The 26,599-nt window shown below is 68.3% G+C and carries 24 protein-coding genes, 1 tRNA gene and 1 other RNA gene; 15 read left to right on the top strand and 11 right to left on the bottom strand.

What is annotated here, in order from left to right:
• Positions 1 to 22: 22 nt before the first annotated feature.
• The gene (rimM, locus tag KBY70_RS06455; protein WP_254987864.1) at positions 23 to 631 is read right to left on the bottom strand and encodes a ribosome maturation factor RimM; all 609 of its coding nucleotides are present in this window, start codon (positions 629 to 631) and stop codon (positions 23 to 25) included.
• 62 nt (positions 632 to 693) lie between these two features.
• On the opposite strand from rimM, the gene KBY70_RS06460 reads away from it, so the two are divergent.
• Positions 694 to 876: an NAD(P)H dehydrogenase subunit NdhS gene (locus KBY70_RS06460; protein WP_094559060.1), complete on the top strand. Its 183-nt coding sequence runs from the start codon at positions 694 to 696 to the stop codon at positions 874 to 876.
• Here the strand turns inward: KBY70_RS06460 and KBY70_RS06465 are convergent.
• Both KBY70_RS06465 and rnpB read right to left on the bottom strand, forming a co-directional pair.
• Positions 854 to 1,588: a ribonuclease III family protein gene (locus KBY70_RS06465; protein ID WP_094559061.1), complete on the bottom strand. Its 735-nt coding sequence runs from the start codon at positions 1,586 to 1,588 to the stop codon at positions 854 to 856. The two genes, KBY70_RS06460 and KBY70_RS06465, sit on opposite strands and share 23 nt — an antisense overlap.
• A gap of 29 nt (positions 1,589 to 1,617) precedes the next feature.
• Positions 1,618 to 2,037: RNase P RNA component class A (rnpB, locus tag KBY70_RS06470), an RNA gene on the bottom strand.
• A 44-nt stretch (positions 2,038 to 2,081) separates the two neighbouring features.
• On the opposite strand from rnpB, the gene KBY70_RS06475 reads away from it, so the two are divergent.
• From KBY70_RS06475 to KBY70_RS06485, 3 genes are all read left to right on the top strand, one after another.
• A tRNA-Arg gene (locus tag KBY70_RS06475) sits at positions 2,082 to 2,155 on the top strand.
• A 110-nt stretch (positions 2,156 to 2,265) separates the two neighbouring features.
• Entirely contained in the window at positions 2,266 to 2,598 is a 333-nt protein-coding gene (locus KBY70_RS06480; protein ID WP_094559062.1) for a hypothetical protein, read from the top strand.
• A 36-nt stretch (positions 2,599 to 2,634) separates the two neighbouring features.
• Entirely contained in the window at positions 2,635 to 3,111 is a 477-nt protein-coding gene (locus KBY70_RS06485) for a hypothetical protein (protein ID WP_094559063.1), read from the top strand.
• Here KBY70_RS06485 and KBY70_RS06490 read toward each other — a convergent pair.
• Both KBY70_RS06490 and KBY70_RS06495 read right to left on the bottom strand, forming a co-directional pair.
• On the bottom strand, positions 3,100 to 5,643 hold the full coding sequence (locus KBY70_RS06490) for a glycogen/starch/alpha-glucan phosphorylase (protein ID WP_254987865.1): 2,544 nt from the start codon (positions 5,641 to 5,643) through the stop codon (positions 3,100 to 3,102). The genes KBY70_RS06485 and KBY70_RS06490 overlap by 12 nt on opposite strands.
• Complete coding sequence (locus tag KBY70_RS06495) at positions 5,640 to 8,078, bottom strand: phosphoketolase (RefSeq protein ID WP_254987866.1); 2,439 nt, start codon at positions 8,076 to 8,078, stop codon at positions 5,640 to 5,642. The genes KBY70_RS06490 and KBY70_RS06495 overlap by 4 nt, the downstream gene beginning before the upstream one ends.
• 148 nt (positions 8,079 to 8,226) lie before the next feature.
• On the opposite strand from KBY70_RS06495, the gene KBY70_RS06500 reads away from it, so the two are divergent.
• Positions 8,227 to 9,582, top strand: coding sequence for a cation:proton antiporter (locus tag KBY70_RS06500; protein WP_254987867.1), 1,356 nt, complete (start codon positions 8,227 to 8,229; stop codon positions 9,580 to 9,582).
• A 7-nt stretch (positions 9,583 to 9,589) separates the two neighbouring features.
• Complete coding sequence (locus tag KBY70_RS06505; RefSeq protein ID WP_254987868.1) at positions 9,590 to 10,129, top strand: methyltransferase family protein; 540 nt, start codon at positions 9,590 to 9,592, stop codon at positions 10,127 to 10,129.
• Here KBY70_RS06505 and KBY70_RS06510 read toward each other — a convergent pair.
• Entirely contained in the window at positions 10,089 to 10,436 is a 348-nt protein-coding gene (locus tag KBY70_RS06510; RefSeq protein WP_409996028.1) for a hypothetical protein, read from the bottom strand. The genes KBY70_RS06505 and KBY70_RS06510 overlap by 41 nt on opposite strands.
• A 13-nt stretch (positions 10,437 to 10,449) precedes the next feature.
• Between KBY70_RS06510 and KBY70_RS06515 the strand changes: the two genes are divergently transcribed.
• Entirely contained in the window at positions 10,450 to 11,397 is a 948-nt protein-coding gene (locus tag KBY70_RS06515) for an alpha/beta fold hydrolase (protein WP_254987869.1), read from the top strand.
• Here KBY70_RS06515 and KBY70_RS06520 read toward each other — a convergent pair.
• Positions 11,324 to 12,502, bottom strand: coding sequence for an FAD-binding oxidoreductase (locus KBY70_RS06520; RefSeq protein WP_254987870.1), 1,179 nt, complete (start codon positions 12,500 to 12,502; stop codon positions 11,324 to 11,326). The genes KBY70_RS06515 and KBY70_RS06520 overlap by 74 nt on opposite strands.
• 14 nt (positions 12,503 to 12,516) lie before the next feature.
• Between KBY70_RS06520 and KBY70_RS06525 the strand changes: the two genes are divergently transcribed.
• On the top strand, positions 12,517 to 13,896 hold the full coding sequence (locus KBY70_RS06525; RefSeq protein ID WP_254987871.1) for a four-carbon acid sugar kinase family protein: 1,380 nt from the start codon (positions 12,517 to 12,519) through the stop codon (positions 13,894 to 13,896).
• Here the strand turns inward: KBY70_RS06525 and KBY70_RS06530 are convergent.
• From KBY70_RS06530 to KBY70_RS06540, 3 genes are read right to left on the bottom strand one after another with little or no spacing between them, the layout of a single operon-like run.
• Positions 13,867 to 15,231, bottom strand: a complete 1,365-nt coding sequence (locus KBY70_RS06530) for an APC family permease (RefSeq protein ID WP_254987872.1) — start codon at positions 15,229 to 15,231, stop codon at positions 13,867 to 13,869. The two genes, KBY70_RS06525 and KBY70_RS06530, sit on opposite strands and share 30 nt — an antisense overlap.
• Positions 15,232 to 15,241: 10 nt before the next feature.
• On the bottom strand, positions 15,242 to 16,534 hold the full coding sequence (locus KBY70_RS06535) for a (Fe-S)-binding protein (RefSeq protein ID WP_094559071.1): 1,293 nt from the start codon (positions 16,532 to 16,534) through the stop codon (positions 15,242 to 15,244).
• Positions 16,531 to 17,976, bottom strand: a complete 1,446-nt coding sequence (locus KBY70_RS06540; protein WP_254987873.1) for an NADP-dependent isocitrate dehydrogenase — start codon at positions 17,974 to 17,976, stop codon at positions 16,531 to 16,533. The genes KBY70_RS06535 and KBY70_RS06540 overlap by 4 nt, the downstream gene beginning before the upstream one ends.
• A gap of 84 nt (positions 17,977 to 18,060) precedes the next feature.
• Between KBY70_RS06540 and KBY70_RS06545 the strand changes: the two genes are divergently transcribed.
• The 7 genes from KBY70_RS06545 to kdsB all read left to right on the top strand — a co-directional run bounded on the left by KBY70_RS06545 (position 18,061) and on the right by kdsB (position 25,913).
• Entirely contained in the window at positions 18,061 to 18,549 is a 489-nt protein-coding gene (locus KBY70_RS06545) for a hypothetical protein (protein WP_254987874.1), read from the top strand.
• Between the two features lie 216 nt (positions 18,550 to 18,765).
• Entirely contained in the window at positions 18,766 to 19,479 is a 714-nt protein-coding gene (locus KBY70_RS06550) for a heme oxygenase (biliverdin-producing) (protein ID WP_254987875.1), read from the top strand.
• 7 nt (positions 19,480 to 19,486) lie between these two features.
• Entirely contained in the window at positions 19,487 to 20,560 is a 1,074-nt protein-coding gene (locus KBY70_RS06555; RefSeq protein WP_254987876.1) for a glycosyltransferase, read from the top strand.
• A 10-nt stretch (positions 20,561 to 20,570) separates the two neighbouring features.
• The gene (locus KBY70_RS06560; RefSeq protein WP_094559076.1) at positions 20,571 to 22,988 is read left to right on the top strand and encodes a UvrD-helicase domain-containing protein; all 2,418 of its coding nucleotides are present in this window, start codon (positions 20,571 to 20,573) and stop codon (positions 22,986 to 22,988) included.
• 137 nt (positions 22,989 to 23,125) lie between these two features.
• Positions 23,126 to 23,836, top strand: a complete 711-nt coding sequence (locus KBY70_RS06565) for a glycosyltransferase (RefSeq protein WP_254987877.1) — start codon at positions 23,126 to 23,128, stop codon at positions 23,834 to 23,836.
• A gap of 52 nt (positions 23,837 to 23,888) precedes the next feature.
• Positions 23,889 to 25,109 (top strand): CCA tRNA nucleotidyltransferase, encoded by a 1,221-nt coding sequence (locus tag KBY70_RS06570; protein WP_254987884.1) that lies wholly within the window; start codon positions 23,889 to 23,891, stop codon positions 25,107 to 25,109.
• A 9-nt stretch (positions 25,110 to 25,118) separates the two neighbouring features.
• The gene (kdsB, locus tag KBY70_RS06575; RefSeq protein WP_254987878.1) at positions 25,119 to 25,913 is read left to right on the top strand and encodes a 3-deoxy-manno-octulosonate cytidylyltransferase; all 795 of its coding nucleotides are present in this window, start codon (positions 25,119 to 25,121) and stop codon (positions 25,911 to 25,913) included.
• On the opposite strand, the gene KBY70_RS06580 is transcribed toward kdsB, so the two are convergent.
• On the bottom strand, positions 25,910 to 26,479 hold the full coding sequence (locus KBY70_RS06580) for a KdsC family phosphatase (protein ID WP_254987879.1): 570 nt from the start codon (positions 26,477 to 26,479) through the stop codon (positions 25,910 to 25,912). The genes kdsB and KBY70_RS06580 overlap by 4 nt on opposite strands.
• Positions 26,480 to 26,599 lie beyond the last annotated feature (120 nt).

The following is a 26,599-nucleotide window of genomic DNA, read 5'->3' on the forward strand; positions in this document are numbered from 1 at the left end:
CAGGAGGAAGGGGGAAGAGGGTTCAGGCCGGCTCTTCTCGGCTTTTCTCCTGGGCCATCCCCAGCTCCAGCAGCCCCGGTGGCGGGGTAATGCCAACCCAGCCTTCGCTCAGGTGCACTTCGGGCACAATCGCCTTCACGAAGGGGATCAGCAAACGCCGCGGACCACTCGGGCTGGCCTGCTCCACCTCCAGCAGGTCATTGCCGGCGTGGATCAGGTCGCAGACCCGGCCAATCACCTGACCGGTCTCCAGCAGCCGCACTTCGGTGCCCACCAGATCGAGCAGGTGGAATTCTCCTCGGGCCAGCTTGGGCCGGTCGTTGGCGCGCACCAACAACTGCTCGCCCACCAGGGCTTCGGCCGCCTCGCGGCTTTCGACATCAGCCAGCCGCACCACAAACAGCCCCTTGCCCGGCAGCTGGCGCCCGCCCCGCAGCTCTACCAGCCGCGGATCCTCGTCGCGCCGCTGCAGCCAGCGTTGTCCGGCCCGGGTGAAGCGTTCGGGGAAATCGCTGAGGGGCAGGATCCGCAGTTCCCCCATTAGTCCCTGGGCGGCCACGATCTTGCCCACCACCATGAGCTCGTCTTGGGGGGAGTCGCCGGGACGATCGGTGTCGCTCAGATCAGCCATGCCCGTCTGATTCCCTCACCGGTCCTTCTCCCCCGATAATGACCCCACGCCTCGCCTGAACCATGGCCGACCTGTTGCCGATCCTGCCGGGCTCCACCGTGGTGGTGCGCGACGGCCGCTCGATTTACAACGGCTATCGGGGCTTCGTGCAGCGCATCAGCGGCCAGCAGGCTGCCGTGCTGTTTGAGGGGGGCAACTGGGACAAGCTGGTCACCATGCCGCTCAAGATTCTCGAGCAGGCTTGAGCACCGCCAGGGCGGCGCGAGCCGCTTCCTGTTCGGCGCTACGCCGCGAGCGGCCCCAGCCTTCGTGATCCCCGTTCACCGCGACTCCAGGGCCGCAAACCGTCACCGTGCAGCGAAAGCGGCATGGGTCGGCGTGGATCTGGCTGCATTCCTCGCAGCTGTAGTGGGGCAGGCCCAGCCCAGCGGCCTGGGTCCATTCCTGCAGGGCTGACTTCCAGTTGTGGCGGTCTGGATCGGCCAGCAGTTCGGCGCTGCTGCGCTGCCAGTGGGGGGTGAGCCAGCGGTGCACTGGCTCCAGGCCGCCCTGGCCGGCACCCCAGGCCTCATAGAGGCCGCCCAGCAGGGCTTCGCAGCATTCCGCCCGCACGGTGGCCTGTCCGGCCCGGTCGCCGCTGGCCATCGGACCCAGGTGCAGCATGGCTTCGATGCCGCAGCGCTCGCCCAGTTCGGCCAGCCAGCGGTCGCTCACCAGCTGGGCCCGTAGGGCTGAGCAGCGCCCCACACTCAAGCTCGGATAGTGCTGCTGTAGGAATTCGGAGGCCGCCAGCCGCAGCACGGCGTCGCCCAGAAACTCCAGCCGCTCGTGGTTGACGGCCCGGCCCGCGGACGTGTGGGTGAGGGCCTCCTCAATGGGAGCAAGATTGCGGTTGCCGGGTTCCAGGTCTAAGGACCGCAGGAAGGCAACCAACTGCTGGTGGCGTTCGGGTCCCATGGCTGGAGGGGATCGCGGGCTGGAGCAAAGGGTGAAAGCAGGACGTAAGCCGGGTTCTGTTCTCCCGCCGCAAGCCCGGAGGCCAGGGGCGGGGGGTGATCATCTGTCTGGGACCGCCGTTACCGGCGGCCTCGAGCGGCGCACTTGAAGCGGGACGGGTGTCATGGCCAACCGTTGTCCCTTGGCCTTGCTCCCAGCCGGGGTTTACCGAGCCAGCACCTCTCGATGCTGCTGGTGCGCTCTTACCGCACCCTTGCACCCTTGCCTGATCAGGGGGCGAGCCCCCTGCCATCGGCGGTGTGTTTCTGTGGCACTGTCCTCACGGTCACCCGCACTGGGCGTTACCCAGCAAGCCTGGCCATTGGGGAGCCCGGACTTTCCTCAACCAGGCGCTGGGGCTCCTCCGCAGAAGGACCCCAGCCCTGATCGCGATCACCTCGCCTGCTTTCACATCCCATAATGCCCCTGCGGACGTCTTGCGGGATGGTCGCGGGGGGCTGTAGCTCAGCCGGATAGAGCGACGGTTTCCTAAACCGTAGGTCGTGGGTTCGAGTCCCGCCAGCCCCGCTTCTGGTCCCAGCCGCTGCGCTTTCTGCGTTGCTGGTAGTGAGCGCTACGGGTGGTGGTCTACCCATTTCGGCCACCGGGGCTAGCGTGGTTCCAGTCGTCTGACCGCGATGACCCAGCTTCACGATCTGCGTCTGCGGCTGCTGGTGCAGCAGGAGAGCGAGCGCATCGCTGACAGCCAGCCCGATGAGCTCGACCTTTCGGTGGTGCAGGCCCGCTGCCTCTGCTGGCTGGCCCTGCTGGCGGAAGCCCATGAAGAGCAGGCCACCGACGCCGAGCGTCGCGGCGACACCGAGCAGGCCATGGGCTGGTTTGCCGATTCCATGCGCCTGCGCGATGTGATCCATGTGGTCACCTCGATCGAGATCCCCCTGCCGGCCGCCAGCGGCGAGATCGACGAATTGGGCGACGACCAACGCGACCCAGGCCCCCTGGCGGCGTGAGTGTCATGATGGAATTTGACAACCCAAGGGAGTGCGGTGCCCGAAGAGCCCTGCCAATGCCCTGATTGCCAGCGTTTCTATCGGGAACACGACCGATTGATCCGTGAAAACCCCACCCTGCGCCAGCAGCAGGAGCTGAATTGGGCTGCGCTGCAGTCGTTTCGCACCCTGGCTGGACGGGTGATGGAGGAACTGCAGAAGCAACAGGAGGCGGCCGAGTCCGCCGCCCAGTCCGCTCCTGCCGCCCAGGCAGCCGGAGCTGGGGCCGATCAGGCCGGAGATCAGGCTGGCGAGCCCGATGCGTTCCAGCAGGCCATGGCCGATCTGGAGAACATCAACGCCCACCTGTTCTCGATTGAGGCGCTGATGGAGCGCATCTTCGATGTGCGCGTGCCCGAGGAGGTGGAGCAGAAGTTCCGAGAGGTGGCCGGCGAGCTGGCCCCCGACCCCCTCAATGCCGACCGCCTGCGGCTCAATCGCCTGCTGCACCAAACCCCGGACCTACCGGGTTAGGCCTTCGGGTTCGTCCATCTCACAGGTGATGGTCACAGGGAAGCTCTCGGCCCGCCAGATCCGTTCGGCGTAGTCGCGGATCGAGCGGTCGGAGGAGAAGAAGCCGCTGCGGGCTGAATTGAGCAGCGACATCCGGTTCCAGCGGCCTCGGTCGGCCCAGGCACGATCCACGTCGGCCTGGGCCTGCAGATAGGCGTTGAAATCGGCCAGCACGAAGAAGGGATCCCGGCCGGTGAGGTTCTGCAGCAGGGGCCGGAACAGGTCGCCGTCGCCATTGCTGAAGTGGCCCTGCTCCACCAGCCGCAGGATCTCAGCGAGCTCCGGCATGCTGCCGATCAGCTCCCAGGGGCGGTAGCCACTGTTGTGCAGGCTGGAGATCTCCTCTGCGGTTTTGCCGAACAGGAAGAAGTTGTCGGCGCCCACCTGCTCGCGGATCTCCACATTGGCGCCATCCAGGGTGCCGATGGTGAGGGCGCCATTCATGGCGAACTTCATGTTGCCGGTGCCGGAGGCTTCCTTGCCGGCGGTGGAGATCTGCTCGGAGAGATCGGAGGCGGGGTAGACCCGCTCGCCCAGCTTGACGTTGTAGTCGGCCAGGAAGATCACCCGCAGGCGGCCCTCCATGTCGGGATCGGCGTTGATCGTTTCGGCGATGCCGTTGATGAAGCGAATGATCAGCTTGGCCATGTAATAGCCGGGCGCTGCCTTGCCGCCGAAGATGACGGTGCGGGGTGCCATGCCGTCGGCCTGGCCGTTCTTGATCCGCAGGTATTGGGCGATCACCTGCAGGGCGTTGAGGTGCTGGCGCTTGTATTCGTGGATGCGCTTCACCTGCACGTCAAACAGCGACGCCGGATCCACTAGCACGCCGGTGTGGCGGTGGATGTAATGGCTCAGCTGGCCCTTCACGGCCAGCTTGGTGGCCTGCCAGCGCTCCAGGAAGCTGCTGTCGTCCACAAACTGCTCCAGCTTGCACAGTTCATCGAGGTGATTGACCCAGCCCTCGCCGATCGATTCGTTCAGCAGGGCTGAGAGCTGGGGATTGGCCAGGGCCACCCAGCGCCGGGGGGTCACGCCGTTGGTGACGTTGGTGAACTTCTCCGGCCACAGGGCGGCGAACTCAGGGAACAGCTCGGTTTTGACCAGTTCGCTGTGCAGGGCCGCCACACCATTGACGTGGTGCGACGCCACGGTGGCCAAGTGGGCCATGCGCACCGCCTTGCCGCCCTCCTCGTCGATGATCGACACCTTGCGCAGGATCTGCTCGTTGCCCGGGTACTTGAGACGCACCTGCTGCAGGAAGCGGCGGTTGATCTCGTAGATCAGCTCCAAGTGCCGCGGCAGCAGGGAGCCGAACAGCCCCAGCCCCCACTTCTCCAGGGCCTCGGGCAACAGGGTGTGGTTGGTGTAGGCCACCGAACGGCTGGTGATGCTCCAGGCAACCTCCCAGTCGAGGTGTTTGTCGTCGAGCAGCAGGCGCATCAGCTCCGCCACGGCGATCGCCGGGTGGGTGTCGTTGAGCTGCACGGCCCAGTGGTCGGGGAATTCGGTGATCGGGATGCCGCGGGCATCAAGATTGCGGATCATGTCCTGCAGGGAGCAGCTCACGAAGAAGTGCTGCTGCTTGAGGCGCAGGCGGCGGCCCTCGTCGGTGCCGTCGTTGGGATAGAGCACCTTGGAGAGGGTCTCCGAACCCACTTTTTCCTCCACGGCGCCGTAGTAATCGCCGATGTTGAAGGCGTAGAAGTCGAAGGATTCGGTGGCGTCCGCGCGCCAGAGGCGCAGCCGGTCGCAGGTGTTGACCCGGTAGCCCAGCACCGGCACGTCGTGGGGGATGCCGATGGCGTGCTCCTCAGGAATCCAGCGCACCCGGTAGGTGCCGTGCTCATCGCGGTAGCTCTCGGTGCGGCCACCGAAGCCCACGAAGCAGGCCTGGTCGGGGTGGGGCAGCTCCCAGGGCCAGCCGCTCTTGAGCCACTTGTCGGTGATTTCCACCTGCCAGCCGTCGCGGATCAGCTGGTCGAAGATGCCGAACTCGTAGCGGATGCCGTAGCCGGTGGCGGGGATCTCCAGCGAGGCCAGCGATTCGAGGAAACAGGCCGCCAGCCGCCCCAGTCCGCCGTTGCCCAGGCCCGGCTCCTCCTCCACGTCGAGGATCTCGTTGATGTCGTTGATGCCGAAGCGGCGCAGCGCCTCCGCCGCCTCCTGCTGGATGCCCAGCATCAGCAGGTTGTTGCCCAGTTGCGGCCCGATCAGGAATTCGGCCGAGAGGTAGGCCACCACCCGCGTGGGTGTGGCGCTCAGGGCTTCAATGCCGGCCAGGTAACGGGTCATCAGCCGATCGCGCACGGCGTAGCTGAGGGCCATGTAGAGGTCGTGGAGGCTGGCCGTGGGGGCGAGTTTGCCGAGCGTGTAGAAGAGGTGCTCGGTCATGCCGTCGAACACGTCGTCAGCGCCGAGCCCGCTGCGATCGGAGTCCGCGTAGCAGCCTGGGGTGGGCAGGTGCAGGTTGCTGGGTTGAAGGTCGCTCATACGAGCAATCCTCCGTCATGGGCCGGGGCACGGCCTGCAGACCACCGCCAGTTCGTCACGTCGTCGGCATCCATGCCGTGCAGGTGGGCGTAGGCACGGTTGGCCAGGATCGCCTCCTTCATCCGCTCCTTGACGTGGGCGGCTCGCGATCCCAATCGTGGCACCCGGTCGATCACATCGATCACCAGGTTGAAGCGGTCGATCTGGTTGTTCATCGCCAGCTCAAGCGGGGTGTTGATGTTGCCTTTCTCCTTGTAGCCGCGCACGTGGAAGTTGGGGTGGTTGGTGCGGTGGTAGGTGAGCCGGTGAATCAGCCACGGGTAACCGTGGAAATTGAAGATCACCGGCCGATCGGTGGTGAACAGGCTGTCGAAGTCGCGGTCGCTCAGCCCGTGGGGGTGTTCGTTGGGGGTGGTGAGGGAAAACAGCTTCACCACGTTGAGCACGCGGATCTTGAGCGAGGGGATTTCGCGGCGCAGGATCTCCACGGCCGCCAGCGTTTCCTTGGTGGGGACGTCCCCGGCGCAGGCCATCACCAGATCGGGCTCATCCGGTTCGGTGCCGCAGTCGTCGTTGCTGGCCCAGCTCCACAGGCCGATGCCCTTGGCCACATGGGCGCGCGCCTGGGCGAGGTTGAGGTACTGGAGGTGGCTCTGCTTGTCGGAAACGATGATGTTGCACACGTTGGTTTCCAGCAGCGCTTCTTCGGCCACCGCCAGCAGGCAGTTGGCATCGGCGGGTAGGTAGACGCGCACCACCTCTCCGCTCTTGTTGCCAGCCAGGTCGATGAAGCCCGGGTCCTGGTGGGTGAAGCCGTTGTGGTCCTGGCGCCACACGGTGGAGCTGATCAGGCAGTTCCAGGCGGAGATCGGGGCCCGCCAGGGGGCGTGATGGATGCAGCTCTCCAGCCACTTGGCGTGCTGGTTGAACATCGAGGCGATCACATGGGCGAAGGCCTCGTAGGTGTGGAAAAAGCCGTGCCTACCGGTGAGGACGTACCCCTCCATCATTCCCACCAGGGTGTGCTCGGAGAGCATCTCCACCACCCGACCGCTGCGGCTCAGCTCACTGCCGCCCGCGCCATTGACGCCGGCGTCTTCAGGCAGCAGCTCTTCCATCCACACTTTTTTGCTGCGCTCGTAGATCGCCTGCAGGCGATTGGAGGCGGTTTCATCCGGCCCGAACACCCGCACTGAATCAGGGTTGAGCTCAATGGCATCGCGCAGCAGCTCCCCCAGTGGGGCAGTGTTCTCATGCTCCACCTGACCTGGAGCATTGAGGGCGACGGCGTAGCGCTCGATCGCCGGCAGGCGCAGCTTGCGGCGCAGCAGCCCGCCATTGGCATGGGGGTTGGAGCCCATGCGGCGGCGGCCCGTGGGGGAGAGGGCCTGAAGCTCCGGCCGCAGCCGCCCCTGGTCGTCAAAGAGCTCCCAGGGGCGGTAGCTCTTAAGCCAGGCTTCCAGCATGTGCAGCTGCTCAGGATCGCCCTTGGGGTTGGGCAGGGGCACCTGGTGGGCGCGCCAGAAGTTCTCGAGCTTCTTGTCGCCCAGGGCCGCAGGGCCGGTCCAGCCCTTGGGCGAGCGCAGCACAATCATCGGCCAGACGGGGCGGCTGACGCGGGTGGGATCACTGCTGCGGCGTGCCTCCGCCTGGATGGCGACGATGCGGTCCGCGGCGCCGTCCATCGCGGCGGCCATGGCAGCGTGCATGGCCATCGGCTCGCTGCCTTCCACAAACAACGGCTCCCAGCCGTAGCCCCGCATCAGGCTGGCGAGCTCCTCTTTGGGGATGCGCGCCAGCAGGGTGGGGTTGGCGATTTTGTAGCCATTGAGATGCAGCACCGGCAGCACCGCCCCGTCGCTCATCGGGTTGAGAAACTTGTTGATGTGCCAGCTGGTGGCCAGCGGACCGGTTTCCGCCTCGCCATCGCCGACGCAGGCCAGGGCAATCAGTGAGGGGTTGTCGAACACGGCCCCACAGGCGTGGGAGAGCACATAGCCGAGCTCGCCGCCCTCATGGATCGAGCCGGGTGTTTCCGGGGTGCAATGGCTGCCGATTTGGCCAGGGAAGGAGAACTGCTTGAGGAACCGCCCCATCCCGGCGGCATCCTGGGATTTGTTGGGATAAATCTCGCTGTAGGAGCCGTCCAGGTAGGTCGGTGCCAGCACGCCCGGGGCCCCGTGGCCTGGGCCAGACAGGTAGATCATGTCGAGATCGCGCTCGCGGATCAGCCGGTTGGCATGGGCCCAGATGAACGCCTGACCCGGGGAGGATCCCCAGTGACCTAGCAGGCGGTTCTTGATGTGCTCGGGCCGCAGCGGTTCGGCCAGCAGCGGGTTGTCCTGCAGGTAGATCATCCCCACCGCCAGGAAGTTGGCGGCTCGCCACCAGGCATCCAGGTGTTGCAGCTGCTCCGAGGTCAGGTCTTCAGCCATGGCGTTTGCATGAATCCTGGATTCAGACCGTAGCGATGGCTGCCACAGCCGAACCGCCCGCCCGGATAGAGATCTGCTTGCGAACACGTTGAGCCTGGCCGCTTTAAGGTCGGCGCCTCAACGGCCCTGCCAAGCGCTCTCAGCCTCCATGGTGTTGCCAGCCCTGTTGCTTGAAATCGGTAGTCATCAGGCGGAGGTGGCCGAAACCCTGATTTCGGTTGGGGAATTCCTGGTGATCTTTGTGGCGGCTCGCTTCCTGGCCGAGCTGATGGTGCGGGTTCAGCTGCCCACGATCCTGGGTGAGCTGGTGGCGGGTGTCCTGATCGGGGTGTCCGGTCTGCACCTGATCGTGCCGCCCGACACCCAGGTTCAGCTCAGCAGCTGGGGGCTGGGGTTGCTCAGCTCCCTAGCCGATATTTCGCCAGAAACGGTGCAGGCGATCTACGCCGAAACCTTCCCCAACCTGGAGGCGGTCTCCCAGATCGGCCTGTTTGCCCTGCTGTTTCTCACCGGCCTGGAGAGCGAGCTCGACGAGCTGGTGGCGGTGGGTGCCCAGGCCACCACCGTGGCGGTGACCGGCGTGGTGCTTCCCTTTGCCCTCGGCACCGGCGGCCTCTATTACCTCTTCCATGTGCCGCTGATTCCGTCGATCTTTGCCGGGGCGGCGATGACCGCCACCAGCATCGGCATCACAGCGAGTGTGTTCGGCGAGCTGAAGTTTCTGCGCACCCGCGAAGGCCAGACCGTGATCGGTGCCGCCGTGCTCGACGACATCCTCGGCATCGTGATCCTGGCGGTGGTGGTGAGCCTGGCTGGAGGCGAGGGCTTCAGCCTGGGGCCGATTCTCAAGTTGGTGGCGGCGGCCGGGGTGTTTGTGGCGGCGGCCCTGTTCCTGAGCCGCACCGCCGCGCCTGCTTTCGACTGGGTGCTCGATCAGCTCAAGGCCCCCGGAGAGGTGGTCGTGGCGGCCTTTGTGGTGCTGTCGTTGTGCTGCTTTGTGGCCCAGGCCATTGGCCTGGAGGCGGCCCTGGGGGCCTTTGCGGCCGGATTGATCCTGAGTGGCTCCAAGCACACCCATGCCATCCAGGACACGGTCAAACCGCTGGTGGCGCTGTTTGCCACGATCTTCTTCGTGCTGATCGGTACGGGGATGGACCTGTCGGTGCTCAATCCGCTGGACCCTGCCAACCGGGAGGGCCTGGTGGTGGCGGCGTTCCTGCTCACCGTTGCCATCGTCGGCAAGGTGGCCGCCGGTTGGAGCTACGTCAGCAAGGAGAAGACCAACCGGCTTGTGGTGGGTCTGGGGATGATGCCCCGCGGTGAAGTGGGCCTGATTTTCCTGGGGCTCGGCACCCAGGCCGGTTTGCTGACCAAACCCCTGGAGGCCGCCATCCTGCTGATGGTGATTGGCACCACCTTCCTGGCGCCAATCCTGCTCAGAGTGGTGCTGGGTGGCAGTGCTGGAGGCCCCGATCTTGACCCGCTTGCCGAAATCCCCACCTGAGTTGCCCTTGAGGCCCCCCGCCAACCCGCTGCGGCGCTGGGGGCTGAGCTGGGGCGGCTGGCTCGACAACCGCCATGGCGAATGGTGGCTGCTGGCTCAGTTGGTGCTGATCGCCGCGCATCTGCTACCCCCCTGGCCGGCCCCGGGCGCCTGGGGCTATGCCTGGCCCCTGCCGCTGGCGTTCGGCGGAGCCGTGCTGTTTGTGGTGGGGTTGGTGTTGGCGGCCCAGGCGTTCTGGGGGCTCGGAGCCAGCCTCACACCCCTGCCCGATCCGATCCCAGGGGCCCCTTTGGTGAGCAGCGGTGCCTACGGCCGCTGTCGTCATCCCCTCTATCAAGCCGTGCTGCTGTGTTCGCTGGGGGTGACCCTGGCCCTCGGCAGCCTGTTGCATCTGGCCTTGCTGCTGGGCCTGGCGGCGGTGCTGGGCGGCAAGGCGCGGCGGGAGGAGCGGGCACTGGCCGCCGTGCACCCCGAGTACGTCGCCTACCGCGCCTGCACGCCGGCAATCATTCCCCGCCTTCCCTGGCTCGACTGGCGAGTGCTGTGAACAGCCCCCAGCCGGCGGCGATCAGGCCGAGGCTGCTGGCCCAGTCGGGGCCGAGGGCCCAGCTCAGGGCGAGGTCGGCCAGCACCCCGATGGCCAGGGCCAGCAGCAGGCTGCTGACCACAAGCGCCACCTGCTGAGCTGCTGCGGGCAGGGGACCTGCCGCCAGCGCCTCCTCCAGGCGTGCGAGGGGACCGCTCAACGGCAGATAGAGCGCCAGGGCCCAGAGGGCGATCCCCGGCAGGAAGGGGCTCCAGTCGGGGCTGGTGAGGGGCAATGGCGCGCCGCGGTTCTCCCTAGCATCAACCACCCTGGCGCCGTGCATGGTGGCTTCTGTGTCGAATCCGCAGCCCTGGAGCTACGCCGGCCATCCCGTGCATGCCGTGACGGCGGCCCCAGCCCAGCCCGAAGGGCCGGCGATCCTGCTGGTGCACGGCTTCGGCGCCTCCACCGACCACTGGCGCTACAACATTCCCGTGCTGGCCGAGCGCCACGAGGTGCACGCCATCGACCTGCTGGGCTTCGGCCGCAGCGCCAAGCCCGCCGCGCTGGCCTATGGCGGCGCCCTGTGGCGCGACCAGCTGGCCGCCTACGTGAGCGAGCGCATCGGCCGGCCCACGGTGCTGGTGGGCAATTCGCTCGGCGGCTTCTCGGCGTTGGCCGCCGGGGTGGCCCTCGGCAGTCAGGCCGCTGGGGTGGCGCTGCTCAATGCCGCTGGCCCGTTCAGCGATGAGCAGGCGCCGCCCAAGGGCTGGGGCGCGATCGCCCGCCAGACGATCGGGGGCGCCTTGCTGAAGAGCCCGGTGCTGCAGCGGCTGCTGTTTGAAAACCTGCGCCGGCCCGCCACGATCCGCCGCACCCTCAATCAGGTGTACATCGACAAGACCAACGTCGATGACGCGCTGGTGGAGGCGATCCGCCGGCCCTCTCTGGATCCGGGCGCCTTTGGCGTGTTCCGCACCGTGTTCGACATTCCCCGCGGCCAGCCCCTCGATGAGCTGTTCGCCCAGCTGGGTTGCCCGCTGCTGCTGCTCTGGGGCATCCGCGATCCCTGGATCAACGCCGTAGGCCGCCGCGCCGCCTTCCAACGCCATGCACCGGCTGCCACCAGCGAGGTGGTGCTGGACGCGGGCCACTGCCCCCACGATGAGGTGCCTGGGCTGGTGAATGCGGCCCTGCTGGAGTGGATGGACGGCCTCAGTGCGGCGGCGGCTGCACCCCCGGCAGCCGACCTCGCGCCAGTAGCTGCTTCGGGTCGAACTGGCGCTTGATCGCCTCGATCATCGGCCGGGATGGGGCATCCAGCCAGGCTGGGAGCTGGGCCCCAGCCGGTTGACGCAGCACGGTGAGATAGCCGCCCCAGCCCAGGCAGCTCCGCCGCAGCGCCTCCACTCGGTAGGCCGGCAGTTGGTCTGCCGCTGCCCAGGCGAAGCCGATCCCGCTGCCGGCACTGAGGCACACCGGCAGGCCGGTCAGAGCGGCTTCAGCCAGCAGGACGGGCGCCTGGCTGGGGCGCACGGCCAGGCGCAGTAACCAGTCGCAGGCCTCGGGTCCCGGGCCACGGCTTTCGGCCACGCGGGCATCGAGGTCGGCCGGCTCCATCGGCAGGGCGGCGATGCCAAAGGGGGTGGCTTTGGCGGCGATGCAGGTGATCTGCTCGTCGAGGGTGCGGGCGTTGATGCTGGCGAGGCTGATCAGCAGTCCGGTGTCGCCCCCAGGGGCGGGGCCGGCGCGCCACCAGTCGATTCGCTCCGGGCTGAGGCTTGAGCTCAGCAGCCAGCCACTCAGCTGCCCCAGGGCCTCCAGCGGGCCACTGAGCCACAGGCCCCGCCGCTGGGGCGGCAGCGGCAGGGTGCGCAGGGTGACGCTGGTGATCAGGCCCAGCGCGCCCCAGCTGCCGGTGAAAAGGCGCATCAGGTCGTAGCCGGCCACATTTTTCACCACCTTGCCGCCCGCCCGGGCGCGGGTGCCGTCGGCGCGGATCACCTCGATGCCAATCAGCTGGTCGCGCACGCCCAGGTAACGCTGACGCAGGCCACCGGCCAAGCCTCGCGCCACCAGGCCGCCGAGGCTGCCGCTGGCGTCACCGGCGGGCCCGCTGCCCCAGGGCCAGTCGAGGGCCAGCCACTGCCTGTGGTGGGCTAGCTCGGCCTGCACCTCCACCAGTGGTGTGCCGGCCTGGGCCGTCACGGTGAAATCGCCAGGGCTGTGCTCGACGATGCCGCGCAGCCGGCCGCAGCTCACGGTTGTGCTGCCGGCGGCCACCGGCGGCCCCCAGCTGAGGCGGCTGCCCAGTCCGGCGGGTTGCCATGGGGTGGCCTGCCGGTGCAGCGCTCGCACCAGCTCCTGCAGCTCGCTGGACTCCGGAGTGATCACGGCACGATGGTGCCATGGCCGCTCCCACCAAAATCATCGTCATTGACGATGACCCCACTGGCTCCCAGACCGTGCACAGCTGTCCGCTGCTGCTGCGCTGGGACCCAGCCACCCTGGCGGCGGGGCTGAAGCACCCGTCGCCGCTGCTGTTTCTGCTGGCCAACACCCGGGGCCTGGCGCCCCAGCCGGCCGCCGATCGGGTGCGCGAAATCTGCCGGGCCCTGGCGGTGGCTCTGCCCGCTGCCGGCATCGCGCGTTGGTGGCTGGTGAGCCGCGGCGATTCCACTCTGCGGGGCCATTTCCCCCTGGAGGTGGACGTGATCGCTGCTGAGCTGGGTCCGTTCGCCGCCACCCTGCTGATCCCGGCATTTCTGGATGGGGGGCGCACCACGGTGGGCGGGGTGCACCTCCTGAATGGCCAGCCCGTGCATGAAACGCCCTTCGCCAGGGATGGCTTGTTCGGCTATGGCAGCAGCGACCTGCCGGCCTGGGTGGAGGAGAAGAGCGGCGGCCGCATCCCCGCTGCGGACGTGCTCCGCCTCGAAGGCGCCGAGCTGGATCGGGCTGCTCAGGATGGGGGCCACGACCTGGCCCAGTGGCTGGACGGGCTGGAGAACCAGCCCGTGGTGGCCGTGGATGGGGAGCGGCCTGGGCAGCTGGCGGCCCTGGCCGGGGCCGTGTGCGCCGCGTCCAGGGCCGTGCTGTCCCAGTCGGCGGCGAGCTGGATCCAGGCTTTGGCGGCCCTGCCGCCTCAGCCCCGCGATGCGGCTGGTTTGGCGGGGTTGCGGCGCCGCGATCGCGATGGTGCGCCGCTGCCGGGTTTGGTGCTGGTGGGCTCCCACGTGCCCCTGGCTGATGCCCAGCTGGCTGCCCTGCTGGTGGAGCCGGTTTGCGGGCTGGTGGAGCTGGATGTGGCCAAAGTCCAGCGGGTGCTCGAGGGGCCGGCACCCGCGGAGCTGCTGGCTTCGCTGGAGCGGAGCTGGCTGGCGCAGCTGCAGGCCGTGCTGGCGGCGGGGCAGACGCCGGTGCTGGCCACCAGTCGCGGGGAGCTCGTGTGTGCTTCGCCTCAGGAGCGGCGCCGGCTTGGGGAGGCCCTGGCGGGGCTGATGGCGCGGTTGGCGGCGGCCCTCGCCCCCCGGCTTGGCTACGTGATCAGCAAGGGCGGCATCACCAGCCACACCCTGCTGGCCGATGGCCTTGCCTTAGCGGCGGTGGAGTTGCAGGGCCAGCTGCTGCCGGGGCTGTCGCTGGTGCTGACGCCCGCGGATGGGCCGGTGCCGGGGCTACCCGTGCTCACCTTTCCCGGCAACCTGGGCGAAGCGGACACCCTGCGGCAGGCCTGGTGCTGGATGGAGGGGCAGGGCTCAACTTCCTGCTTGGGAGACGCGGATTAGCCGGGAGGCTGCGTAGCCCAGGGCCACCAGCACCAGGGCAGCCAGGCTGTCGACCCAGTCGCCCAGGGCCGTGCCGACCAGATAGGCCAGCGACACCGCGGCGACCAGCAGGGGGGTGAGGGGGTAACCCCAGGTGCGGAAGGGGCGGGGCAGGTTGGGCTCCTGGCGGCGCAGGGCCAGCAGCGCGGCGATGCCCGCCAGCGGCAGGCTCACGTAGAGCACGGCACCCATGGCCAGGAGCCGCTCGAACGAGCCGGCCAGCACCAGGGCCGCCGCCGCCGTGCTGGTGATCAGCAGGGCAACGGCCGGGGTGCCGCCCCCGTTCACCGCCGCCACAGCGCTGGGCAGCAGGCCATCACGGCTGAGGCCAAACAAAATCCGTGGCGCGGCCATCACCACGGTGTTGATCAGGCCCAGCAGCGACACAAGCGCGATGGCTGTGATCAGCACTGCCCCCAGCGGGCCGGCCAGGGCCAGGGCCGCGGCTGCGGCCGGCAGGCTGGAGTTGGCCAGCTGGGCGATCGGCAGCACGTGCAGCAGGGCCAGGTTGATCAGCAGGTACAGCACGAGCACCGCCAGCACCCCGCCGATCAGGGAGCGGGGCAGATCACGCCCCGGTTCGCTGAATTCCTCGGCGAAATAGACCGGGCTGGCCCAGCCGTCGTAGGTGGTGATCACCGCCTGCAGGGCCAGCACCACGGCCAGGCTGAGGTTTCGCCAGCCCAGCGTCGTCATGGGTTCAGGGGTTGGGGGCGCGATGGGGGCCGCGGTGGGGATGGACAGCAGAAAGCAGGCCGCCACCAGGGCCAGGAAGGCCACCGCCTTGGCCAGGCTGAGCAGCTCCTGGCTGGTGCTGCCGGCCCGCAGGCCCCGCAGCTGGATCAGGCTGAACAGGTCGATCGCCAGCAGGGCCAGGCCCTTGCTGATGCTGCCCTCCAGTGGCATCCCTGCCGGCAGCAGATCCGCCGGTAGGAGGGCCAGGCCGTAGTCGCCCACGGTGGTGGCCACCCAGGCCAGGCCGATGCAGTGGGCCAGCCAGTCGGTCCAGCCCACCAGGAAGCCCACCTGCCGGCCGAAGGCCCGCTCCGCGTACACATACCAACCGCCGGCCTGAGGGAGCGCTGCCGCCAGCTCGGCGATGCACACCGCCCCCAGCAGGGCATAGACCCCTCCGGCCAGCCACACCGCCAGCACCAGGGCCGGGCTGGGCAGCTGGGCCGCCACCAGGCCAGGGGTGCGCAGGATGCCTGCCCCGATCGTGCCGCCCACGGCGCCGGCCAAGCCGAAGCCCAGGCCCAGGACGTCCAGCAGCCGGCCTGGGGCTGGCTGGCTCATCGGTGTTGGCTCAGGCACGCCCCGCCCGCCAGCTGCGCTGCAGCAGCTCGATCGGGTGCAGCACAGGCTGCGGGAAGTCGCCCTCGCCCAGGTGGCGGCGCAGTTGCAGGCTGCAGCCGATGTTGGCGCTGGCCACGAGCTCGGCGCCGGTGCCGGCCAGGTCGGCCGCCTTGATCCGGCCCAGCTCAGCGGCTTCCTCGGGCTGCACCAGGTTGTAGATGCCGGCACTGCCGCAGCACACCCCGGCCTCCATCGCCTCCCGCAGCTGGATGTGGGGGATGGCGGCCAGCAGCTGCCGCGGCTGCTCGCGGATGCCCTGGCCGTGCAGCATGTGGCAGGCGTCGTGGAATGCGATCTGCAGGGGGCGCTCCGCGCTGGCGGGGGTGCCGTCGGGGTGGTTCAGGGGTGCCAGGTGTGCCCGGAACGTCTCGCTTAGCCCCAGCTCAGCCAGGAATTGCTGGATGTCGGCCACCTGGCCGGCGAAGCCCGCTGCCGTGGGACTCTCCAGGATCGCGCCGTAGGCCTTGAGGGTGTGGCCGCAGCCGGAGGCCGCCACCAGCACCGCATCCAGAGGGCCCACGCCGGCGAAGCTCGCCATCAGGTCGGTGGCCAGCTCGCGTGTTTGCGCCAGTTCTCCCTGGTGGTGGGTGGCGGCGCCGCAGCAGCCCTGGCTCGGCGGGATCACAACCTCGATGCCGTTGGCGCTGAGTACCTCCACCGCCGCCTCGTTCACAGCTGGATCAAACAGGCGCTGGACGCAGCCCAGCACCAGCCCCACCCGGGCGCGGCGTTCGCCCTGGGCCGGCACCACCTGGGGGAACGCCTCGCGGAAGGCCTCCGGCGCCAGCGGTGGCAGCAGTTGTTCCATCGCCTCCAGCTGGGGCCCGAGCAGCCGCAGAAGGCCACTGCGGCGCGCCAGGGCTTGCAACGGCGTGCCGGCGTAGGCCCGCAAGGGCGTGAGCGCCGCCCGCAGGCGGTTGGGGTAGGGCAGCAGGGCAAACAGCAGTTTGCGGAAGGCGCGCTCAACCGGCGTGCGCAGCTCCGGCGCATTGAGCTTGGGGCGGGTGGCTTCGATCAGCTGGTCGTAGCGCACCCCCGAGGGGCAAGCCGTGACACAGGCCAGGCAGCCCAGGCAGCTGTCGAAGTGCTTGGCCACGGTGGCATCGAGCTGCAGCTCTCCGGCTTCGATGGCCTTGAGGGCATGGATGCGCCCGCGGGGCGAATCCATTTCCGTGCCCAGCACCCGGTAGCTGGCGCAGGTGGGCAGGCAGAAGCCGCAGTGCACGCAGGGGTCGGTGTTCATCCCCCGAAGTGCTGGATCACGGCGTCGGCGAAGCCGCTGCAGCTCACCGGCTCCACGGGGGGCTCCATCAGGCGGGCCAGGTCGTAGGTGACCTCCTGGTTGGCGATGGCGGCGCTGAGGCCGGCGGTGATCAGGTCGGCCGCTTCCTGCCAGCCCATGAACTCCAGCATCATCACGCCGCTGAGGATCACCGAGCCGGGGTTGATGCGGTCGAGGCCGGCGTGCTTGGGCGCGGTGCCATGGGTGGCCTCGAAGATGGCGGCGTTGTCGCCGATGTTGGCGCCGGGGGCCATGCCCAGGCCGCCCACCACGGCGGCGGCGGCATCGGAGATGTAGTCGCCGTTGAGGTTGAGGGTGGCCAGGATCGAGTAGTCGGCCGGGCGGGTCTGGATCTGCTGGAAGATGCTGTCGGCGATGCGGTCGTCGACCAGCACCATCGCCTTCCACTGGCCGTTGCCGTGGGAGGCGCCGATGGCGTCGATCACGCCCTGCACTTCGGCATCAATGGCGGCCTTCTTCTCGGGTGTGAGGCTGTCGTAGCCGGGCTCGACCATCCGGGCGTTGGCTTCGATGCTCAGGCCGGGGTTGCGGTCGGCGTTGTCGAGGATCCAGCTCTCCCGCTCGGTCACGCACACGCTTCGGAACTCCGTGGTGGCCAGCTCGTAGCCCCAGTCGCGGAAGGCGCCTTCGGTGAATTTCATGATGTTGCCCTTGTGCACCAGGGTGACGTGGCGCTTGTCGCCCTCGAGGCGCAGGGCGTGCTGAATCGCCTTGCGGATGTGGCGCTGGCTGCCGTGCTTGCTCACCGGCTTGATGCCGATGCCGGCGCCGGCGGGGATCTTGCGTTTGCCGAGCTTGCCGTTGGCCGGGATCACCACCTCATTGAGGTGCTGGATCAGCTCCAGACAGACGGGGTCGTTGGCCTCCCATTCGATCCCCATGTAGATGTCTTCGGTGTTTTCCCGATAGACGATCACGTCGAGGTCCTGGGGCCGTTTGTGGGGGCTGGGGGTGCCTTCGTAGTAGCGGCAGGGGCGCACGCAGCAATACAGATCGAAGATCTGGCGCAGGGCCACGTTCAGCGAACGGATGCCGCCGCCGATCGGCGTGGTGAGCGGGCCCTTGATCGCCACGCCGTAGGTGCGGATCGCCTCGAGGGTGTCCTCGGGCAGGTATTGATAGGTGCCGTAGAGGTCGCAGGCCTCATCACCGGCGTACACCTTGAACCACTCGATCCGGCGCTCACCGCCGTAGGCCTTGGCCACGGCCGCATCCAACACCTTCTGGGTGGCGGGCCAGATGTCTACGCCGGTGCCATCGCCGCGGATGAAAGGGATGATCGGGTCGTTGGGCACCACCGGCTGGCCGTTCTCGAAGCGGATGGCCGTTCCCTGGGCCGGGGCTGTGAGCTTTTCGAAGCTGGCGGCGGGGCTGGTGGCCATGGGCTTGTGCTGACCGGGGGCGGCGCGATCGGTGTGGCGAGCCTAGGTTTTGGGCATGCAGCGGTTCTGCTCAGGGGAAACGGCATGAATGCCGCCGACCAGGTTCGATCGTTGGCCCAGGCCCAGGCGATCGCCTCGGTGGCGGCCCTGTTCCGGGCTCACTTCCCTGATGCCCGAGCCAATCTCACCCCCTGGCGCGACGACCCCCTCACCCGTGCCTTCGCCGAGCAGGACAGCCTGGATCTCTCCTTTCATCTGCCCGGTTGGAGCCCCCGCAGCCAGTGCCGCTCGTTTCTGGTGCAGTTGCGGCTCCAGCAGCCCCCGGGCTTGGTGGGGGGCTCAAGCTCGCTGGCGGGCTCAACCAGTGGCGAGCGGCCGCGGCTGCTGGGGGTGACGGTGCGGGGGCTCACTTATGAGAGTGAGCGCTGGCGTCTGGCCACCGTGGGTGACTGGCAGCCCACCGGCAGCCATCTGCCCCAGGCCGCGGTGGCGCAGAAATTGCAACAGTTCTGCCGGGAGTTGTTCGACCTGTTTGCCGACTCCACCGCTGCCGGGCACTCCGAGGCGGCTTGAGCGCGCTTGCAGGCACGGGTGGCCCCATCGCTGTCGCTCTGGTCGTGCCGTTGTGAAACGCCGTGTTGAACAGGTGTCGAACGGCTCGCGAACGAACCTCCCCCCTGGGCAGCACGCGCCCGGCGAGCTGGCGGCGTAACCCTTCGCAACCTTGTTGCTCGCCTGGGCAAAGGCCCCGCCTAACCTGACTCCTCGCCCGTGCAGCGCCCCCGACTGATGGCTGTCGCCCTTGCTTCCCAACTGCGTGAAGGCACCAAAAAAGCCCACACGATGGCGGAGAACACCGGCTTCGTGAGCTGCTTCCTCAAGGGGGTGGTGGACAAGGCCAGCTACCGCACCTTGGTGGCCGACCTTTATTTCGTGTATTCGGCGATGGAGGAGGAGTTCGGCAAGCTCAAGGACCACCCGGTGGTGGGTCCGGTGGCTTTTGTCGAGCTCAACCGTCGCGAGAGCCTTGAGCAGGATCTGGCCTTCTATTTCGGCCCGGATTGGCGGAGTGCAGTCAAGCCCACCCCCGGGGCTCAGCAGTACGTCGAGCGCCTGCACCAGGTGGCGCGGGAGTGTCCGGAGCTGCTGGTGGGCCACCACTACACCCGCTACATCGGCGATCTCTCCGGCGGCCAGATCCTCAAGAACATCGCCCAGAAGGCGATGAACCTGGGTGAACACGACGGCCTGCGCTTCTACGAATTCGACGCGATCCCCGACGAGAAGGCCTTCAAGACCAACTACCGCGCCACCCTGGATGCCCTGCCGATCGATCAGGCCATGGCCGATCGCATTGTTGAGGAGGCGAACCACGCCTTCCACCTCAACATGACGATGTTCCAGGAGCTGGAGGGCAACCTGATCGCCGCCATCGGCAGGGTGTTGTTCGGCTTCCTCACCCGCCGCCAGCGCGCTGGCAGCACCGAGGCTGTCGCCGCCTGATCGCCCGTTGAGGCCCCTCCGCTTCCTGGTGCCCGGCACCACCGGCCGGTTCCGCTGCGGGGGGTTGCTGGTGGAGCAGCAGACAGCCCGGCTGTTGGCCGACCTGGTGCCGACCGAGCTCGTCACCTACCGGCAGCGAGAGGAGGGTCTGCCTTTCCTCAACGACTTGTTGCGGGCGGAGCCCCTGGGTGCCGCCGCCGCTAACCAGGCGCTTTGGATCGTGAGCTGGGGCTTCGATGTGCCCCGGCAGCTGCGGGCGTTGCGGGGCCGGCCGGCGGCCTATCACGCCCACAGCAGCGGCTATGGCTTTCGGCTGCCGCCCGGGGTGCCGGTGCTGGCGGTGAGCCGCAACACCTTGGGCTACTGGGGCCAGTGGGCCAGCCGCAATCCCCTGTTTCTGGTGCCCAATGCCATGGGGGCCAGCTGGATCGAGCGCGGTGATCGCCCTCACAACCTTGGTGCCCAGTCGGCGCCCGGTGGCCGCACGATCGATGTGCTGGTGCAGCGGCGCAAGTGCAGCGCCTACGTGCTGGAGCGGCTGGTGCCGGCCCTGCGGGCCCGGGGGCTGCGGGTGGAGGTGCAGGACGGCTGGGTGGAGGACCTGGTGGCTCTGTTCAACAGCGCCACGGTGGTGCTCTACGACTCCGCCGACCACTGGCGTTGCAGCGGTGTGAGCGAGGGGTTTGGCCTGCCGCCAGTCGAGGCGCTGGCCTGTGGCTGCGTGTTGTTCAGCAGCTTCAACCACGCCCTGGCCGACACGCTTGATCCCGGCGGCCTGGCCCATCAGATCGGCGCGGGCACCCTGGCTGCCGATGTGGAGAGGATCGCGGCGGCTGTGGCTGATCCCGCGGCCTGGCTGCCGCCGCTGCGTCAGTTGGAGGAGCTGCTGGAGGAGCTCAGCGAACCGCGGCTGCGGGAGCGCTGGCGCCAGGCCCTCATCGCCATCAATGCCCATCTCGATCGCCTGCTGGCGGGGGAACCGCCGCTGCGTGCTCCCTCCTTGGCGCGGCTGCGGCTGGAGCGCTGGCGGCAGCGGTTGGGCCAGCGGCTTCCCGCAGGACTGGCCCGCCGGCTTGCCTAGGGTCGGGCCCATGAGTGCTTTCCTCGCCGGCCTGAATGACGCCCAGCGCAAGGCGGTGGACCACCACACCGGCCCACTGTTGGTGGTGGCCGGCGCCGGCAGCGGCAAAACCCGGGCCCTCACCCACCGCATCGCCCACCTGATCGGCCACCACGGCGCCGATCCCGCCCATCTGCTCGCCGTCACCTTCACCAACAAAGCGGCCCGCGAGATGAAGGAGCGGCTGGAGCTGCTGCTGGCCCAGAAGTTGGCCCAGAGCCAGTTCGGTCAGCCGTGGAGCACCTTGCCGGCGGTGGAGCAGCGCCAGCTGCGCTCGCGCATCTACCGCGAGGTGATCAAGGAGCTGTGGATCGGCACCTTCCACGCCCTGTTCGCGCGGCTGCTGCGCTTCGACATCGACAAGTTCAAGGATCCCGAGGGGCTCAGCTGGACCCGCCAGTTCTCGATCTACGACGAGAACGACGTGCAGAGCCTGATCAAGGAGATCGTCACCCAGGAGCTGCAACTCGATCCCAAGCGCTTTGAGCCCAAGAAGGTGCGCTGGGCGATCAGCAACGCCAAGAACCAGGGCTGGATGCCTGAGCAGCTCGAAGCCGATGCCGGCGGCCAGCGGGGCCGGTTGATGGCGGAGACGTACCGGCGCTATCGCCGAGCTCTGGCCGCCAACAATGCCCTCGACTTCGACGATCTGTTGCTCTTGCCGGTGCAGCTGCTGCGCCAGAACGAGCAGATCCGCGACTACTGGCACCGGCGTTTCCGCCACGTGCTCGTTGACGAATACCAGGACACCAACCGCACCCAGTACGACCTGATCAAGCTGCTGGTGACCAACGGTCGCGATCCGGCCGCCTACGACGACTGGGACGGGCGCTCGGTGTTTGTGGTGGGCGACGCTGACCAGAGCATCTACAGCTTCCGCGCCGCTGACTTCACCATCCTGATGGGCTTTCAGGACGACTTCGGCGATGGCGCCGCCGCCGAAGCCACCAGCACGATGGTGAAGCTGGAGGAGAACTACCGCTCCACCGCCACGATCCTGGAGGCGGCCAACGCCCTGATCGCCCACAACTCCGAGCGCATCGACAAGGTGCTGCGGCCCACCCGCGGCGAAGGCGAGCTGATCTCCCTCACCCGCTGCGATGACGAGATCGCCGAGGCGGAAGCGGTGGTGCACCGCATGCGCATGCTGGAGGCTGCCCACCCCGATCTCAGCTGGGGCGACATGGCTGTGCTGTATCGCACCAATGCCCAGAGTCGGGCGATGGAGGAGTCGCTGGTGCGCTGGGGCATCCCCTACATCGTGGTGGGTGGGCTGCGCTTCTACGACCGGCGCGAGATCAAGGACGTGCTCGCCTACCTCAAGTTGCTGGTGAATCCGGCCGATACCGTCAGCCTGCTGCGGGTGCTCAACACCCCCAAGCGCGGCATCGGCAAAACCACGATCGAGCGGCTCACCGACGCCTCCAACCAGCTCGGCATTCCCCTTTGGGATGTGGTGAGCGATGCCGAGGCAGTGCGCTCCCTGGGGGGACGGTCGGCCAAGGGGCTGCTGCAGTTCTGCGAGCTGATCAATGGCCTGCAGGCCTGCGCCCAGGACATCGCCCCCTCCGAACTCGTGCAGCGGGTGATGGAGCAGAGCGGCTACGTGGCGGAGCTGATCGCCGATGGCACCGACGAAGCCGAAGATCGGCGCCGCAACCTCAACGAACTGGTGAACGCCGCCCTGCAATACCAGGAGGAAAACGAGGAGGGCTCCCTGGAGGATTTCCTGGCTTCGGCGGCCCTCGCCAGCGACGCCGATTCGAAAGATACCGAGCAGGACCGGGTGACGCTGATGACCCTGCACGCCAGCAAGGGCCTGGAGTTTCCGGTGGTGTTCCTGGTGGGCATGGAGCAGGGCCTGTTCCCCAGCTACCGCTCCCTCGACGATCCCGCCTCCCTGGAGGAGGAGCGGCGGCTCTGCTACGTGGGCATCACCCGTGCCAAGGAGCGCCTGTTTCTTTCCCATGCCAGCGAGCGGCGCCTGTGGGGTGGCATGCGCGAGCCGGCGGTGCCCTCGGTGTTTCTCTCGGAGCTGCCCGAGGAGCTGGTGCAGGGTTACATCCCTCGCAGCGGCGGCGCGGCGATCCGGCGTGAGCAGCGGCTGGATCGCCTCACCCGCGTGGATCGTGAGGAGAGCCGGCGGGTGGCCGGTGGTGGCGAGGCTGGTGCCCCCAGCAACTCGGTGCGCCGCCGCGGGGCGGCGGTGCCCGGCCGCAACTGGGCGGTGGGTGACCGACTGTGTCACGTGGCTTTCGGCGAGGGGCGGGTGACGCACCTGTTCGGTAGCGGCGAGAAGATCTCGCTGGCGGTGAAGTTCGAAGGAATGGGACCGAAGATCCTCGATCCCCGCCTGGCGCCGATTCAGCCGCTTGGCGAGCCCACCTGAGCCGCAGCGGGGGCGGCGCTGCTGCCGGAAAGTCGGCGGTCGTACTCTCTGATATCACGAAGACGTGATATCTTGAAATCGCTATAGCCATGTTCTGGTCCGTGCTCCCTGCGGGCCGTCGCTCTGCCGCCTTGCCGATGTCTTCTCCAGTGCCCGTCCCGGTGTTTGTGGGCTACGACCCCCATGAACGGGCGGCGGTGAATGTGCTGATCGATAGCCTTTACCAGCACAGCAGCCTGCCGCTGGCGATCACGCCAATCGTGGCCTCCCAGTTGACTGACGTATTCACCCGGGAGCGCAATCCCCAGCAGAGCACCGAGTTTTCGTTTACTCGTTTTCTGGTCCCCTATCTGATGGGCTATCAGGGGTGGGCGGTGTTCATGGACTGCGACATGTTGTGTCGCGGCGATCTCGCCGAACTGTGGGCCTGCAGGGATGATCGCCATGCGCTGATGGTGGTGAAGCACAGCCACGAGCCGGAGGAAACAGTGAAATTCCTCGGGGCTGTGCAGACCCGCTACGCCCGCAAGAACTGGAGCTCCCTGATGCTCTTCAACTGTTCGCGCTGCACCGCGCTCACGCCGGACTACGTGAACACCGCTACGGGGCTGTTCCTGCACCGCTTTGAGTGGCTGGATGACGACGCGATCGGCGCGCTACCGGCCCAGCGCTGGAACCATCTGATCGATGTTCAGGAGGCGCCGACGCTGGCGCCGGAGCAAGGCGGGCCGCTGCTGGTGCACTGGACCAAGGGAGGGCCCTGGTTCCGTGACTATCGCCACGCCGGGGCGGCGCTGGCGGCCGAGTGGTTCGCATCACGTGACGCCGCTTTCCGCCTCTGGGACTGATTCGCCACGCGCTGGTGTGGCACGCTCCCGGGGTGCCTGCCATGACAGCACCATGGATATTCCGGGCCTTCCCCCCAGCCTGCTGCGCCAGCTCGCTGCCGCCGCCGCGGATTGCCGGGTTGCGCTGGTGGGTGGGGCCGTGCGGGATCTCCTGCTGCACCGGGTTCACAACGACCCCTGGCGGGGGTTGCCCGATCTGGATCTAGTGGTGGAGGGACAGGCCAGTGCGTTTGTGAGCCGGTTGGCACAGAGGTTGCCGGCCGCGGCCTTGCTTGCGGCCCGGGAGCATGGCGCGTTCGGCACCGTGGAGCTGGAGGTGGTGATTGACGGACAGCCGGTGCTCCTCGATGTGGCCTCCGCCCGCGCTGAGACCTATCCGGTGCCCGCAGAGAATCCCCGAGTGACCCTCGGTGGCCTGGAGGATGACCTGGCCCGCCGCGACTTCAGCATCAACGCCATGGCCCTCGATCTGGGCAGTGGCCAGCTGCTGGATCCCCATGGGGGGCAGCTGGATTTGCAGCAGCGCCGACTGCGCTTGCTCCATGCCGCCAGCATCCTTGACGATCCCACCCGCCTGGTGCGCGGCGCCCGTTACGCCGCCAGGCTCGGGCTGGAGCTGGAGCCCGCTAGCGCCGCGCAGGCCCGCGCCACCCTGGCGGCCTGGCCCTGGGGCTGGCGGCTAGGGGATCCGCCGGGTCAGGCTCCGGCGGCCCTGGGCACCCGGCTGCGGATGGAGCTGGAGCTGCTGTTGGAGCGGGAGCCCTGGTTGGCGGCGCTCACGGCCTTGCAGCGCTGGGGCGCGCTGGCGTTGCTGGATCCGGCCCTGCAGGCCGATGGGACGTGGCCGCGGCGGCTGCGCTGGGCCGAGCGGCTGGGGCTGCCTCCGCTGGCGGCACTGGTGGCCGCTGCACGCGATCCGCTGGCGCTAGCGGAGCGGCTGCAGCTGCCCCATCGCCAGCATCGGTTGCTGGTGCAGTGGCTGGAGCTGCGGCGCTGGCTGCAGGAGCGGCAGGGGGAGGCCCTGCCGGTGTTGGCAGAACACTGGTGTGCCCTGCTGGAGGCCCCGGGCTGCAGCCCTGACGCGGTGGCCCTGGCCCTCGCCTGCGGCACCGGCCCGCGCCGGCCCTTGCTGCGCTGGTGGCTGCGTTGGCGCCAGGTCAAGGCCGCGTCGACCGCCGCAGACCTGTTGGCAGCTGGCATGCGGCCAGGGCCTGAGCTGGGCCAGAAGCTGCGGGAGCTGCGGGCCGAGCGGCTGCGGCTGGAGCGCCTTTAGCGTGAGCAGATGACCGATCCGGTGCTTGATCCCTGCGTCGTGGTGGCCGTGCCAGCCCGCCTGGCATCAGCGCGGCTGCCGGGCAAGGTGCTGGCCGACATCGCCGGCAAACCGATGCTCCAGCACGTGCTCGAGCGCTGCAGCCAGGCCAAGGGCGTGGCGGCGGTGGTGGTGTGCACCGACAGTGATCAGGTGCGCGCTGACGCCGAAGCCTGGGGGTTTCCGGTGCTGATGACCTCCCCGGATTGCAGCTCGGGCAGTGAGCGCCTGGCCAGTGTGGTGAGGGAGTTGGTGGCCGCCGCGGGTGGCTTGCCTTCGGACCCTGCGCTCTCGGACACGCTGGTGATCAATGTGCAGGGCGATCAGCCCCTGCTGGATCCGGGTATCATCGATGCAATGGTGGCCCAGTTTGTGGCGCTGCTGCGGCCGCCGGTGCTGACGCCGGTGTATCCGCTGATGGCCGACAAGCTTCACGATCCCAATGTGGTGAAGGTGCTGCGGGCCCGTGACGGCCGCGCCATCACCTTCTCCCGCAGTGCTCTGCCCCACCTGCGCGGCGTTCCGCCGGAGCAGTGGGCCGACCACACCACCTACTGGGGCCATGTGGGCCTCTACGGCTACCGGGCCGATGTGCTGGCCAGCTGGACGGCGCTGCCCGTCTCCCCCCTCGAGCAGCTGGAGAAACTGGAGCAGCTGCGGCTGATCGATGCCGGCATTCCCCTGCTCACCTTCGCGGTGGATCAGGACTGCCTCTCGGTGGACACCCCGGAGCAGCTGGAGCAGGCCCGGGCCCTGGCGCCTTAGGCGTTGCCGTCCCGCCAGCCCTCCCGGTTGAGCTCACGCCACAGCCCCCGGTGCTGCAGCAGCGACTCCGCCAGCTCGCGCACGGCGCCATCGCCCCCCCGGCGCCGCAGCACCCAGTCGGCCTGGCGCCGCAGGCCCGCGGCCCCATCGGCGGGGCTGATCAGCAGGCCTGTGGCGGGGCGCACCGTGAGGTCGTTGAGGTCGTCGCCGATGAAGGCGGTGTGCTCCCGCTCCAGCTGAAGCGTGGCCTGGAGTTGGCGCAGGGCGCTGAGTTTGTCGCCCACCCCCACCAGGCAGTGGCTCACCTGCAGGTGCCGGGCCCGCTGCTCGATCGCACCGCTGCGGCCGCCACTGAGAAAGGCCACCTCGATGTCAGCCCGCTGCAGCATCCGGATCGCCAGGCCGTCGCGCACGTCGAAGCGCTTCACCACCCGGCCCTGCTCGTCGTAGTGCAGCCCCCCGTCGGTGAGCACGCCATCCACATCGCACACCAGCAGTTGGATCTGGCGCAGGCGGGGGCTGAGCAGGCGCCGTTGCAGGCGAAACCGCAAACCAAGCCGGCTCACAGCGTGCTCACCGCCAGGCCATCGGCCACCGCTGCGCGGATGGCCAGCAGCTGGCTCAGCAGGGCCTCCAGGCGATGCAGCGGCACCATGTTGGGTCCGTCGCTGAGGGCTTTGTCCGGG

Origin of the sequence: Cyanobium sp. ATX 6E8 (genome assembly GCF_024346335.1) — a bacterium.
Taxonomy (GTDB): domain Bacteria; phylum Cyanobacteriota; class Cyanobacteriia; order PCC-6307; family Cyanobiaceae; genus Cyanobium_A.